This is a genomic window from Streptosporangium sp. NBC_01639, from assembly GCF_045209755.1.
Taxonomy (GTDB): domain Bacteria; phylum Actinomycetota; class Actinomycetes; order Streptosporangiales; family Streptosporangiaceae; genus Streptosporangium.
On the sequence record NZ_CP109272.1, the window covers coordinates 4,174,630 to 4,188,342 of the forward strand.

Consider the following 13,713-nt stretch of genomic DNA (forward strand, 5'->3'; position numbering starts at 1 on the left):
TGACGGGTTCCATACGCCCGGACGCCAAGCTTTGACGCCGCCCCTACACAGAGCCAGGAAAAGCCACGGCGCGGCGGGCCGGTGACGGCCCGCGGGACGTTCGGCCGACGCGGCGCTAGGGTGAGCCAGTTAAAACGAGGAAAACAGCAGGTGGCACCGCTCCTGCGCGACGAGTGCTCCACCCCGTCCGGGAGACGTGATGACCAGCCCGACGACCACCATTGACGTGGTGGTTCTCACCATGAACGATCGGCCCACCGCGTTCCCGCAGGCGATGGCCTCCCTCCTCGTCCAGCAGGACGTCGACCTACGGGTGGTCATCGTGGGCAACGGGGTAGAGCCCGACCAGGTGCCCGCCGGCGTGCGCACCGTGACCCTGCCCGTCAACGAAGGCATTCCCCAGGGCCGCAACGTCGGCGCGGACGCCCTGGCCGGGCCGGGCTGCGGCGAGTTCGTGTTCTTCTTCGACAACGACGCCGTCCTCCCCGCCTCCGACATCCTCGCCCGGCTCGTCACCGAAGCCCGCCGCCACCCTGAAGCCGCCTACATCCAACCCCGCATCGCCGACCCCGACACCGGTGTCACCCTGCGCCGCTGGGTCCCGCGCCTGCGCGCCGGCGACGTCACCCGGCCCGGCACCGTCACCGTCATGGCCGAAGGGGTGGTCCTCGTACGCCGCACCGATTACCAGCAGGCCGGCGGCTGGCCCGGCCACTTCTTCCTCTTCCATGAAGGCGTTGATCTGGCCTGGCGGTTGTGGGATCTCGGGCGCACCGGCTGGTACGCGCCCGACATCGTCATCCACCACCCCGCCACCGACCCCGCCCGGCACGCCTCCTACTACCGCCTCGTCGCCCGCAACCGCGTCTGGCTCGCCTACCGCCGGCTACCCGCCCCCCTGATCCCCATCTACCTGGCGACCTGGACTCTGCTCAGCCTCGTCCGGATCCGGTCCCGCGCGAACCTCGCCGTCTGGTTCGCCGGTCTACGGGAAGGTCTCAAGGGCGGGTACGGACAGCGCCGGCCGATGTCCTGGACCACCGTGCTGCGACTGGCCCGCGCCGGCCGCCCGCCGATTGTTTGAGCCTCTCCAGAGGGCCGGGGTATTCGGGCGTTGCCCGAGACGTCCGACGTCGGCACGGCCGACGTCGAACGTCTCGGATTCGGCAGGTCCACCCACATCACCTGTCACCGTGTCGTCCAGCCCTCCGTAGTTCTCGCCACGATTAGCAGGATCACATCGCCGGCCCGCAGTGGTGCTCCGGGCCTGGGGCCCTGGAGGTTACGGCTTCACCTCGATCAGGTCGACGCCGAGGAGGTCGGCCACCGCGCGCAGTTCGGCGATTCGGTGGCCGGTGCCGAGGGCCCAGTGGTGGGAGATCCCGGTGGCGCTCCAGGCGTCGGTCCATTCGCCGGGGTCGCAGCCGAAGTCGACCCGGGAGGTGGTGTTGCCGATCCGCAGCAGCGGTCCGTCGACGACCTCGCCCTCGGAGGCGACGAAGCCGAACCGGCCGTCCGGCCGGTGCAGCAGCCCGAACGCGGTGACGGGGCCGTGCGTGACGTCGAACTCGACGGACACGCCCCAGCCGCGCTTGCCGTGGTAGACGCCCAGCCCGCGCAGGAGCGGCCGCCGCGAGCTGATGGCGAGGTGGGCGGGCCCGTCGTGGCCCATCTCGACGTGTCCCCGGGTGAAGTCGAGCGCCTGCAGTTCGGTGAACGAGCCGCCCCCGCCGAGGCGGTCCATGATCAACATGGCCAGTGAGGTGCGCAGCTCGTACTCCCCGGCGGACGGGACGCCGCGGGCGGTGAGCAGCGAGGCACCGAGGATCATCCCGGCGCCGAGCCGCTCGTGGATCTCGCCGTCCAGCCCCCGGTGGTAGTAGGCCAGGCTGTCGAGGGCGAAGTCGTCGACGAGCCGGTCCAGACCGACCGAGACCCGGGCCGCCCAGGAGAAGTCGTCGTCGTTGACCGTGTCGGCCAGTTCGAAGACGTCCCGGGCCAGGCCCATCCGCTCCTTGACCTCGGTGTCGGTCACCTTCTCCACCCGTACCCGCAGGTCGTCGAACTCCAGCACCTCGACGTGGCCGCCGAGGTTCGCCGAGACCAGGGTGAGGTCGGTGGCCACGTCGAGCATGCCCGGGTAGAGATGGCCCATCAGGCCGTGCCGCCCGCGCCGGAGGGCGGCCCGCACCCCGGCCGCCTTCACCCAGCGCCCGATCTTCGTCCAGGCCCGCTCGTCCTCCAGATAGCCGGAGACCGAGCGGAACGGGATGCCGGAGCGGATGAAGGTGTTGGCCATCTCCGGCAGCGGGCAGGCGCCGCAGTAGGCCAGCCACTGACCGGTGTCGAAGCCGGCGTGGTCCATCGACTCGGTCGGCTGCAGGTTGATCAGCAGCACCGGTGCGCCGCTGCGCTGCGCGACCGGGAGGAGCATGGTGGCGGTCATGTACGTGGTGAGGAAACCCACGATGATGTCGCAGCCGGCGACGCGCAGCTTCTCCGCCGCGGCGGCGCCTTCCTGCGCGTCGGAGACGAAGCCGACGTCCACCACGTCGCACCCGAGCTCGCGCATCCGCTCCGAGACCCGCTCGGCCGACCGCTGGAGCTGCGGCAGCAGATCGGGGAACTGCGGCCAGTAGGCGCCAAGGCCTCCGGCGACGAGGCCCACCCTGGTGCGGGGGGCGGCGATCCGAGCCGGCTCGGTGCTCATGACATGTTCCTCTCGCTGGATTACCGGGGAATCTCGCGGACCTATCCCGGAATCACCGGAGGAAGGCCGCGGCGACGCCGGCGTCGACGGGGATGTGCAGTCCGGTGGTGAGCGACAGCTCCCCACCGGTGAGGGCGAAGACCGCGGCGGCGATGTGCTCGGGCAGCACCTCGCGCTTGAGCAGGGTCCGCTGGGCGTAGAACTCGCCGAGCTTGTCCTCCGGCACGCCGTAGACCGCCGCCCGGTTGGCGCCCCAGCCGGAGGCGAAGATCCCGGAGCCGCGGACCACGCCGTCGGGGTTGACGCCGTTGACCCGGATGCCGTACCCGCCCAGTTCGGCGGCGAGCAGCCGGACCTGGTGCGCCTGGTCGGCCTTCGCCGCGCCGTAGGCGACGTTGTTGGGCCCGGCGAAGACCGCGTTCTTGGAGGAGATGTAGACGATGTCCCCGCCCATGCCCTGGTCGATCATCACGCGGGCGCTCTCCCTGGAGACCAGGAACGAGCCGCGGGCCATCACGTCGTGCTGCAGGTCCCAGTCGGCGACGCTGGTCTCCAGCAGGGACCGCGACAGCGACAGCCCGGCGTTGTTGACGATCAGGTCGACTCCGCCGAAGGCCAGCACCGCCTGCCGTACGGCGGCGACCACCTGCTCCTCGTCGGTGACGTCCACTCCCACGGCCGTCGCGACGTCCTCGGGCCGGTAGGCCTTGGCGCCGAGCTCGGCGGCGACCTTCTCCGCGGCGGCGAGGTCACGGTCGGCGACGACCACGCAGGCGCCCTCGGCGGCGAGCCGCCGTGCGGTGGCGGCGCCGATGCCCGAGCCGCCGCCGGTCACCAGGGCGACCCGGGTGGCCAGCGGCCGGGCCGGGGGCATCCGGCGGAGCTTGGCCTCCTCCAGCTCCCAGTACTCGATGCGGAACTTCTCCGCCTCCTCGATCGGGGCGTAGGACGACACCGCCTCGGCGCCGCGCATCACGTTGATCGCGTTGACGTAGAACTCGCCCGCGACCCGGGCGGTCTGCTTGTCCTTGCCGAAGGAGAACATGCCGACCCCGGGGACCAGCACGATCGCGGGGTCCGCGCCGCGCATCGGGGGCGAGTCCACCGTGGCGTGGCGGTGGTAGTAGGCCGCGTACTCCTCCCGGTAGGCGGCGTGCAGCTCGCGGAGCCGTACGGCCACGTCCGCCAGGGGCGCGTCGCCGGGCAGGTCGAGCACGAGCGGCGCGACCTTGGTGCGCAGGAAGTGGTCCGGGCAGGAGGTGCCGAGCGCGGCCAGCCCGGGGTGACGCTCACGGGACAGGAAGTCCAGGACCTCGGGGGTGTCGGTGTAGTGGCCGACCTGCGGCAGGTCGGTGCTCGCCAGACCCCGCAGGAGGGGGAACAGCGCCGCGGCCCGTTCCCGCCGTACGGCCTCCGCGAGCGGCTGGTGGATCACCGGGCCGAACGGCTCGGGCCTGCCGTGCTCGGCGAGGTACGCCTCGGCGGTGCGGATGATGTCCAGCGAGTTGGCCTCGCACTCGGCGGAGGTCTCGCCCCAGGCGGTGATGCCGTGGCCGCCGAGGATGCAGCCGACGGCCTGCGGGTTGGCGTCCTTGATCGCGGCGATGTCCAGGCCGAGCTGGAATCCGGGGCGGCGCCACGGTACCCAGACCACCCGGTCACCGAAGATCCGAGCCGTCAGCTCCGGGCCGTCGGCGGCGGTGGCGATGGCGATGCCCGCGTCCGGGTGCAGGTGGTCCACGTGTGCGGCCTCGACCAGGCCGTGCATGGCGGTGTCGATCGACGGCGCCGCGCCGCCCTTGCCGAAGGCGCAGAAGTCGAACGCGGCGACCATCTCGTCCTCGCGTTCCACCCCCGGGTACACCTCGGTGAGCGCCCGCAACCGGTCGAGCCGCAGGACGGCCAGGCCGCTCTCGGCCAGGGTACCGAGGTCTCCGCCGGAGCCCTTCACCCACATCAGCTCGACGTCGGATCCGGTCACCGGGTCGACGGCCACGCCTTTGGCCGACGTGTTGCCGCCCGCGAAGTTGGTGTTGCGCGGATCGGCGCCGAGCGCGCGCGACCGCCGCAGCAGATCATCAACCGATGAAGCCATGAAATATCCCCCCAAGTGGATAAACGGTGTTCTAACGATGTGCCGTCCCCGCCCCGCCGCAGGACACACCCGGCGTGACGGGGCGCGGGGATCAGGCGCCCCAGCCCGCCTGGGTACCGCCGACGCGCTCGGCGGCGATCTTCTCGAAGTGGCCGGAACGGGCGTAGGCGGCCATCGGGTCGGGATCGAGGCCCGTCTCCTGGCGCAGCTCGGCCAGGAGCGGCCGGACGTCGGTGTTGTAGGCGTCCATCAGCGCGGCGTTGGCACCCAGCACATCGCCCTCAGCCTGCGCCTTCGCCAGCGCGTCCGCGTCGACCAGGAGCGCCTTGGCCGTGGCCTCCTGGATGTTCATCACCGAGCGGATCTGACCGGGGATCTTCGGCTCGATGTTGTGGCACTGGTCGAGCATGAACGCCACCCCCTGCTCCGGGCCGCCGCCGTACCGGCCGGAGAGGGCACCGCCGCGGACCACCTCGTACATGATCCGGAAGAGCTGGAACGGGTCGGCGGCCCCCACCATCAGGTCGTCGTCGGCGTAGAAGCGGGAGTTGAAGTCGAACCCGCCGAGCTTGCCCTCGCGGAGCAGGAAGGCCACGATGAACTCGATGTTGGTGCCCGGCGCGTGGTGGCCGGTGTCCACCACCACCTGAGCCCGCTCGCCCAGCCGCAGGCAGTGCGCGTAGGCGGTGCCCCAGTCGGGCACGTCGGTCACGTAGAAGGCGGGCTCGAACAGCTTGTACTCCAGCAGGAAGCGCTGTTCGGCACCCAGCCGGTCGTAGACGGCCGACAGCGCCTCGGCCAATCGGTCCTGCCGGGCGCGGATGTCGTCCTGGCCGGGGTAGTTGGTGCCGTCGGAGAACCACAGCTTCAGCGTGTCGGACCCGGTGGCGTCCATCACGTCCACGCACGCCAGCAGGTGGTCCAGCGCCTTGCGCCGCACCGCCGGATCGGGGTTGGTGACGCTGCCGAGCCGGTAGTCGTCGTCCTGGAAGACGTTGGAGTTGATCGCACCGATCCGCACGCCCAACTCGGCGGCGTGCCGGGCCAGGTCGGCGTAGTCGTCGACCCTGTCCCACGGGATGTGCAGCGCCACCGTCGGTGCCGCCCCGGTGAAGGCGTGCACCTGGGCCGCGTCGGCCAGCTTCTCGTAGGGATCCCTCGGCACACCCCGCTGGGCGAACACCTTGAACCGGGTGCCGCTGTTGCCGTACGCCCAGGACGGGGTCTCGATGGCCTGCGCCCGCAGCGCGGCCTTGATGTCACTCATCACATCTCCTTGAGCCTGGACATCCCCGCCTTCAGGGCGGGGAGGACGTCCAGGCTCCTCATAGGGGTACGGCGTGCGCGGATGGGACGCACGCCGCGACTGCGTCGTCCGTCAGAAGTCGAACTCGTCGATGTTGTCGGCCTTGAAGACGAACGGCTCACCGAGGATGACCTCGCCGTCCTTGCCGACCGTGTACTCACCGAGCCTGCCCGCGGTGAACTTCTCGCCCTCGGCACCGGTGATCTGCCCCGAGGCGAGCGAAGCGGCGGCGAAGCTGGCCAGGTAGCCCAGGTCCTTGGGGTTCCAGAGCGCGAACTGCTGCACGGTGCCGTCCTTGACGAACTCGCGCATCTGGTTCGGGGTGCCCAGACCGGTCAGGGTGATCTTGCCCTTGTACTTGGAACCGGAGATGTAGCGGGCCGCGGCCGAGATGCCGACCGTGGTCGGGGAGATGATGCCCTTGAGGTCCGGGTAGGCCTGGAGCAGGCCCTGGGTCTCCTGGAAGGACTTCTGGTCGTCGTCGTCGCCGTAGGCGACCTTGACCAGCTTCATGTCCTTGTACTCGGGCTTGGTGAGCTCGTCCTTCATGAAATCGATCCAGGTGTTCTGGTTGGTCGCGTTGGCCGTGGCCGACAGGATCGCGATCTCGCCCTTGCTGCCGATCATGTCCGCCAGCATCTTGACCTGGCTGCGGCCGATGTCCTCGGAATCGGCCTGGTTGATGAACAGGTTCCGGCAGTCCTTGGCGGCGTCGGAGTCGTAGGAGACGACCTTGATGCCCTTGGCCATGGCCTGCTTGAGCGGGCCGCAGACGGCGTTGGCGTCGTTGGCCGCGATCAGGATGGCGTCCTGCTGCTGCTGGATCAGCGTGTTGACGTAGGAGACCTGCGAGGAGGCGGAGGCGTCGGATGGGCCGACCTCCTTGGCCTCGCCCTTGTACTCCTTGGCCGCCTCGATGCCCGCCTTGTCGACGATCGTCTCGTACGGGTTGTTGATCTGCTTGGGCAGGAAGGCGAGCTTCAGGCCTTCCTTGAGTGGGGCGCTCGGGTCGGCCGAGGCCGGCGCGGCGGCCGACGCCCCGGTGCCGCCGCCCTGCGGGGCGGAGTCCTTGGTGGTGCCGCCGCAGGCCGTCAGACCGAGCGAGACCATGGTGAGCAGAGCCGCCGTCGAGGCGAACCTCCGTGGGAAAGTGAGCATCGGCGTTTTCCTCAGGATTCGGGGGGTGCGGGCGATGAGGTGGGTGATGCACTGCGCCGGCGTTGCCCCACCGCGGCGACAAGACGCGGAGTGATCACTGAGATGATCAGGAGCAGACCGGTGACGATGGACTGGATCTCGGTCGACACGTCGTTGAGCATGAGCAGGTTGCGGAGCAGCCCGATCAGCAGCACACCGGCGATGACGCCGCCGAGGGTGCCCTTGCCTCCGTCGAAGTCGACGCCGCCGAGCAGGACGGCCGCGATCACGGCCAGTTCCAGCCCGGCCCCGTTGTCGGCACGGGCGCTGCCGTACCGCAGGGTGTAGACGACACCGGCGAAGGCGGCGACGGTGCCCGACAGCACGAACAGGATGAGCTTGATCCGCTTGACCCGGATGCCGGCGAACAGCGCGGCCTCCTGCTGCGCGCCGATCGCGAACAGCGACCGGCCGAAACCGGTGGCGTGCAGCACCACCCCGGTGACCGCCGCCAGCACGACGAAGAGCATGACCGGATACGGGATCGGGGTGCCCGGCACGTCGCCGACGGCGAGGTCGGCGTACTGCTGGGGGAACTCGGCGATCGCCCGGTCGCCCAGGACGACGTAGGCGAGGCCCCGGTAGAGCGCCAGCGTGCCGATCGTCACCGCCAGCGAGGGCAGCCCCAGCCGGGTCACGAGCAGCCCGTTGACCAGGCCGCACACCGCACCGACCACGATCACCAGCGGGATGATCGTCTCGATCGCCCAGCCCGCGTCCCAGAGGGCGCCGACCAGCGCGCTGGACAGACCGAGCACCGAGGCCACCGACAGGTCCACCTCGGCGGCGACCACCAGCATGGTCATCGCCAGCGCGATCAGGGCGATCTCCCCGAGGTCGCCGAGGGCGAAGGACAGGTTGTCGATGCTCGCGAAGCCGGGCGATCCGGCCGAGCCGCCGAGGAAGACGAGCACCAGCAGCACGCCGACCAGCACGTCCCAGCGGAGGAACCGGCCGAACGGGCGCCGGCCGTGCCCGGCGGGCGCCGGGGCCCACACCCCGTCCGCGGGCTCCGCGGTCGTCACGTCAGGAGCCATGGCGGGCGTTCCTCCTCCGCAGTATCCGGGCCACCCGCAGCGCGAGCAGCCGGTCCACACTGATCGCCAGGAGCAGCAGCGCGCCGGTGATGGCCTGCTGCCAGAACGGGTTGACCTTGAGCACGACCAGCGCGCTGGTGATCGTGGTGAGCAGCAGCGCGCCGAGGGCCGCGCCGTACACGGTGCCGACACCGCCGGTGATCGCCACGCCGCCGACCACGACGGCGCTGACCACCTGGAGCTCCCAGCCGTTGGCGGCATCGGCCACCACCGTGCCGAACCGGGACAGCCAGAGCACCCCGGCCAGACCCGCGAGGGCGCCGCTGAACAGGTAGGCCCCCATCACCCGGCGGCGCACCGGGATGCCCGCCAGACCGGCGGCCTCCGGGCTGGAGCCGATCGCGTAGAAGTCCCGGCCCGAGGGGTAGGAGCGCAGGTAGTAGCCGACGGCCAGCATCGCCACGACGGCGATCACCGGCAGGTACGGCACGCCGAGCACCGTGCCGTTGCCCAGGGACAGCAGCGCGGGAGGCAGGTCCACCGCGTTGATCTGCCGGCCGTGTGCGATGAAGTGGTCGAGCCCCTGGATCACGTACAGCGTGCCGAGGGTCACCACCAGCGCCGGGACCCGGCCGAAGCTGACCAGGAGGCCGTTGACCAGGCCGCAGAGCGCGCCGATGGCCACGCCCAGCACGATCGCGAAGGCGATGCCCCGCCCGTGGTCGGCGGCGAGGAAGTCACCGACGGTGAAGGCCACCAGGCCGACCACCGAGCCGACGGACAGGTCGATGTTGCGGGTGATGACCACCACGGACTGGCCGACGGCGAGCAGCACCAGGATGGAGGCGTTGAGGAAGATGTCCTTCATGCCCTGGCCGGACAGGAAGTTGCCGTTGACGCTCGCGGTCACCGCGACCAGCACGGCCAGCGCGGCCACGATGCTGAGCTCACGGGCCCGGAAGACCAGGTCCACCACGCCCCGGGTGCTCCGCCCGGCGGTGACGACGCTCATACGGCCCCCTCCGCCGGGCGCGCGACGGGGGCTCCGCGCTCACCGGTTCTCTCCGTCGACCCGATCACGAGACCCTCCCGGTGGCGGCGGTCATCACGCTCTCCTCGGTCGCCCGCTCCCGCGGGATCTCGGCCACCAGCCGCCCCTCCTGCATGACCAGCACCCGGTCGGCCATGCCGAGCACCTCGGGCAGGTCAGAGGAGATCATCAGTACGGCGAGGCCGTCGGCGGCGAGCTGGGACAGCAGCCGGTGGACCTCGGCCTTGGTGCCCACGTCGATGCCCCGGGTGGGCTCGTCGATGATGAGCACCTCGGGCCGGGTGGACAGCCACTTGCCCAGCACGACCTTCTGCTGGTTGCCGCCGGAGAGCACGTTCACCGCGTCGGACAGCCCGTTGAACTTGAGCTGGAGCCGGATCGCCCAGTCACGGGCACGGTCCCGTTCGGCGGCCCGGGAGATGACCGGCCCGCGGCGCAGCGCCTTCAGGCCGGTGAGCCCGATGTTGCGCTCGATCGACTGGTCCATCACCAGGCCCTGCTGCCGCCGGTCCTCCGGGACCAGGGCCAGGCCGGCGGCCATCGCGGCGGTCGGGGAGGCGGCCGGCAGCCGCCTGCCGTTCACCTCGACGGTCCCCGCGTCCCACCGGTCCACGCCGAAGATCGCCCGGGCGACCTCGCTGCGCCCCGCCCCCACCAGACCGGCGAGCGCCACGATCTCGCCCCGCCGGACCTCGAAGGAGACGTCGGTGAACACGCCCTCGCGGGTGAGACGGCCGACCTTGAGCGCCACCTCGCCGGGCTCGGTCTCCTGCTTGGGATAGAGGGTGTCGAGGTCGCGGCCGACCATCCGGCGGACCAGGCCGTCATGGGTCAGCCCGGCGACCGGCTCGCTGGCGATCCAGGTGCCGTCGCGCAGTGTGGTGACCCGCTGGCAGAGCTCGAAGATCTCATCGAGCCGGTGGGAGATGAACAGCACCGCGCAGCCCTGCTCGCGCAGCGCCTTCACCACATTGAAGAGCCGGGTGACCTCGTTGCCGGAGAGCGCCGCGGTGGGCTCGTCCATGACGAGCACCCGGGCGTCCCGCGAGAGCGCCTTGGCGATCTCGACGAGCTGCTGGTCGGCGATGGACAGGCCGCGGGCCGGCTGCTCGGGATCGAGGGCGACGCCGAGGCGGGTGAAGAGCTCGGCGGCCCTGGCGCGCATCGCGCCGCGGTCGATACGGCCGAGCGAGGCCCGGGGCTGGCGGCCGATGAAGATGTTCTCGGCGACCGACAGGTCGGGGAACATCGTGGGCTCCTGGTAGATCACCGCCACCCCGGCCTGCTGGGCGTCCGCGGGATTGTGGAACTCCACCCGCTCCCCGTCGAGGAGGACCTGTCCGGTGTCCGGGCGGTGCACCCCGGCCAGGGTCTTCACCAGGGTGGACTTCCCGGCCCCGTTCTCCCCGGCCAGGGCGTGCGCCTCCCCGGCGTACAGCTCAAGGGAGACCTCCCGCAGTGCCTGTACGGCGCCGAACGCCTTGCTCACCCCGGCCAGCGCCAGGACGGGAGGGACCCGCTCGGAGGACGACGCCTCCCGTTCGCCCGGTTCGCTCACCGGCCACGTCCCTTCCCTGATTAAAAACGTTTTAGGGGATTGCCGGGACGCTAATCCCGAGATCGAAGCTTGTCAATAGGGGATGAATACGCCGTTTCCAACGCGTTACGCCGCCCTCGGCATGGCTCGCGGTCCAGGAAACCGGCGGAGCCGGGAGAGACTTGGGTAAGGTCTTGCCTACGATCACTAACACGTTTTAATCTGTGCCGGACCGAGGAGATGCACTGTTGGGCGATGTCAGCATCAAGGAGGTCGCCCAGCTCGCGCGGGTCTCGCCCGGCACGGTCTCGAACGTGCTCAACCGGCCGGAACGGGTGGCGCCCGCGACCCGGGAGCGCGTCAGACACGCGATCCGCGAGCTCGGTTTCGTCCGGCACGGCTCGGCGTCGACGCTCCGCGCCGGACACAGCCGGACCATCGGGCTGTCGGTCATGGACATCGGCAACCCGTTCTTCACCGATGTGGCGGCCGGAGCCGAGGACGTCGCCAGCGACCTCGGTTACGCGGTGATCCTGGGCAACTCGGCCGGCTCGCCGTCCAAGGAGGAGCACAACCTGACCGTCTTCGCCGAACACCGGGTACGCGGCGTGCTGATCACCCCGTCGGACGGCGCCCCCCATCGGGTCGACCGGCTGCGCGAGCGCGGTATCAGCGTGGTGCTCATCGACCACCCCGCCCACCGGCCCGACCAGTGCTCGGTGACCGTCGACGACGTGGCCGGCGGCCGGATGGCCGTCGCCCACCTGCTCGACCGCGGCGCCCGGAAAATCTGTTACCTCACCGGCCCGCAGACCATCCGGCAGTGCGTGGAGCGGGGGCACGGCGCCGGGCAGGCCCTCGCCGCCGCGGGTCTCGACCCCTCAGCCGCCCTGGAGACGGTGGAGGCGCCGGCGATGACCGCGCGGGCGGGGCAGGAGGCGGCCGCGAGGCTCATCGCCTCCGGCCGGCTACCGGAGGCGATCTTCTGCGCCAACGACCTGCTCGCTCTCGGCATGCTCCGCGGTCTGCTGCAGGCCGGGGTGGACGTGCCCGGTGAGGTGGCCCTGATCGGCTACGACGACATCGACTTCGCGGCGGCCTCGGCGGTGTCGCTCAGCTCGGTCCGGCAACCCACCTACAAGCTCGGGCAGATCGCCACCGAGTTGCTGCTGGAGGAGTGCGGTGATCCCGGCACGCACGCCCACCGGCAGATCGTGTTCCAGCCCGAGCTGGTCGTCCGCGAGTCGACCGGCCGGGTGCGGCAGCACGGCGGCCATCCGACGACGGACGAGGAATGAGAATGAGCGTTTACGCGGCAGTCGACCTAGGAGCCTCCAGTGGGCGGGTGATGACCGCGCGGATCGACGACGGGCAGGTGCACCTCACCGAGGCGCACCGGTTCGCGAACCGTCCGGTCCGGGTCGGCGAGACCCTGCACTGGGACATCCTCGCCCTGTACCGGGGGATATTGGACGGGCTGCGCGAGGCCGGTCCGGTCGACTCGATCGGCATCGACTCCTGGGCGGTCGACTACGGCCTGCTTGACGGGGCCGGGCGGCTCATCGGCAACCCGGTGCACTATCGCGACGGGCGGACCGCCGGGATCATGGAGCGGGTGACCGGCGAGGTGGGTGCCGACGCGCTCTACCAGATCGGCGGCCTGCAGTTCCTGCCGTTCAACACGGTCTACCAGCTGCTCGCCGACCCCGATCTCGGCCGGGCCGGGACGCTGTTGCTGATCCCGGACCTGCTGACCCACTGGCTGACCGGTTCCGTCGGCGCGGAGAGCACCAACGCCTCCACCACCGGGCTGTACGACGTGCGGGCCGGGGGATGGGCCCGGGAACTGGCCGACCGGCTGGGCCTGCCGGCCGGAATCCTCCCGGAGCTGCGACGGCCGGGTTCGGCCGCCGGGACGCTCCGCGCCGAGGTCGCCGCCGAGACCGGGCTGCCCGGCTCGACCCCGGTCACCGCGGTGGCCTCGCACGACACGGCCTCGGCGGTCGTGGCGGTGCCCGCCGCCACCGAACGGTTCGCCTACATCTCCTCCGGCACCTGGTCGCTCGTCGGACTCGAACTCTCCCGGCCCGTCCTGACCGAGGAGAGCCGCCTGGCCAACTTCACCAACGAGGGCGGCCTGGACGGCACCATCCGCTACCTGCGTAACGTGATGGGCCTGTGGATTCTGCAGGAGTGCGTGCGCGCCTGGGGTGACATCGAGCTGACCGACCTGCTCGCCGCCGCCGCGCAGGCCCCGCCGTTCCAGGCGGTGATCGACCCCGACGACCCGGCCTTCCTGCCGCCCGGCGACATGCCCGCCCGGATCACCGCCTTCTGCGAGCGCACCGGCCAGCGGCCCCCGGCCGACCGGGCGCAGGTCGTCCGGTGCGTGATGGAGAGTTTGGCCCTCGCCTACCGCAGGACGATCCGCGACGCCGTACGGCTCAGCGGCCAGGACGTGGAGGTCGTGCACGTGGTCGGCGGCGGTGCCCGCAACACGCTGCTCTGCCAGATGACCGCCGACGCCACCGGCCTGCCGGTCGTCGCCGGCCCGGTGGAGGCCGCCGCCCTCGGCAACGCCCTGGTCCAGGCACGTGCCCAGGGCGTGGTCTCCGACATCCGGGCGCTCGTCCGGCGGAGCGAGCAGCTCGTCACCTACCGTCCCCGCGGCGAAGAGTCGGCGTGGGCACGCGCCGAAGACCGGCTCACCGGGCGCTGAGTCGCCGTTCCGACCGCCTCACCGGTCCGGCGATCCGCCCTGCCACCAGGACGTTTCGCCG

Annotated in this window: 10 protein-coding genes; 3 read left to right on the forward strand and 7 right to left on the reverse strand. The window is 71.0% G+C overall.

Annotated features, from left to right (window positions below):
• Positions 1-199: 199 nt before the first annotated feature.
• On the forward strand, positions 200-1,084 hold the full coding sequence (locus tag OHA77_RS18940; protein WP_406319331.1) for a glycosyltransferase family 2 protein: 885 nt from the start codon (positions 200-202) through the stop codon (positions 1,082-1,084).
• 198 nt (positions 1,085-1,282) lie between these two features.
• Here OHA77_RS18940 and OHA77_RS18945 read toward each other — a convergent pair whose 3' ends face one another.
• The 7 genes from OHA77_RS18945 to OHA77_RS18975 all read right to left on the reverse strand — a co-directional run bounded on the left by OHA77_RS18945 (position 1,283) and on the right by OHA77_RS18975 (position 10,885).
• The gene (locus OHA77_RS18945) at positions 1,283-2,710 is read right to left on the reverse strand and encodes an L-fucose/L-arabinose isomerase family protein (protein WP_326819344.1); all 1,428 of its coding nucleotides are present in this window, start codon (positions 2,708-2,710) and stop codon (positions 1,283-1,285) included.
• Between the two features lie 52 nt (positions 2,711-2,762).
• Positions 2,763-4,805, reverse strand: a complete 2,043-nt coding sequence (locus OHA77_RS18950) for a bifunctional aldolase/short-chain dehydrogenase (RefSeq protein ID WP_406319332.1) — start codon at positions 4,803-4,805, stop codon at positions 2,763-2,765.
• A gap of 91 nt (positions 4,806-4,896) precedes the next feature.
• Positions 4,897-6,072, reverse strand: coding sequence for an L-rhamnose isomerase (gene rhaI / locus OHA77_RS18955; RefSeq protein WP_326819342.1), 1,176 nt, complete (start codon positions 6,070-6,072; stop codon positions 4,897-4,899).
• A gap of 111 nt (positions 6,073-6,183) precedes the next feature.
• A complete protein-coding gene (rhaS, locus tag OHA77_RS18960; protein WP_406319333.1) occupies positions 6,184-7,269 on the reverse strand; it encodes a rhamnose ABC transporter substrate-binding protein in 1,086 nt (361 codons plus the stop codon).
• 11 nt (positions 7,270-7,280) lie between these two features.
• Positions 7,281-8,345: an ABC transporter permease gene (locus OHA77_RS18965; RefSeq protein ID WP_406319334.1), complete on the reverse strand. Its 1,065-nt coding sequence runs from the start codon at positions 8,343-8,345 to the stop codon at positions 7,281-7,283.
• Complete coding sequence (locus OHA77_RS18970; RefSeq protein ID WP_406319335.1) at positions 8,335-9,357, reverse strand: ABC transporter permease; 1,023 nt, start codon at positions 9,355-9,357, stop codon at positions 8,335-8,337. The genes OHA77_RS18965 and OHA77_RS18970 overlap by 11 nt, the downstream gene beginning before the upstream one ends.
• A gap of 64 nt (positions 9,358-9,421) precedes the next feature.
• Positions 9,422-10,885, reverse strand: coding sequence for a sugar ABC transporter ATP-binding protein (locus tag OHA77_RS18975; RefSeq protein WP_406319843.1), 1,464 nt, complete (start codon positions 10,883-10,885; stop codon positions 9,422-9,424).
• A gap of 296 nt (positions 10,886-11,181) precedes the next feature.
• Between OHA77_RS18975 and OHA77_RS18980 the strand changes: the two genes are divergently transcribed.
• Both OHA77_RS18980 and OHA77_RS18985 read left to right on the forward strand, forming a co-directional pair.
• On the forward strand, positions 11,182-12,231 hold the full coding sequence (locus OHA77_RS18980) for a LacI family DNA-binding transcriptional regulator (RefSeq protein WP_406319336.1): 1,050 nt from the start codon (positions 11,182-11,184) through the stop codon (positions 12,229-12,231).
• Between the two features lie 2 nt (positions 12,232-12,233).
• On the forward strand, positions 12,234-13,652 hold the full coding sequence (locus OHA77_RS18985; protein WP_406319337.1) for a rhamnulokinase family protein: 1,419 nt from the start codon (positions 12,234-12,236) through the stop codon (positions 13,650-13,652).
• Positions 13,653-13,713: the final 61 nt, after the last annotated feature.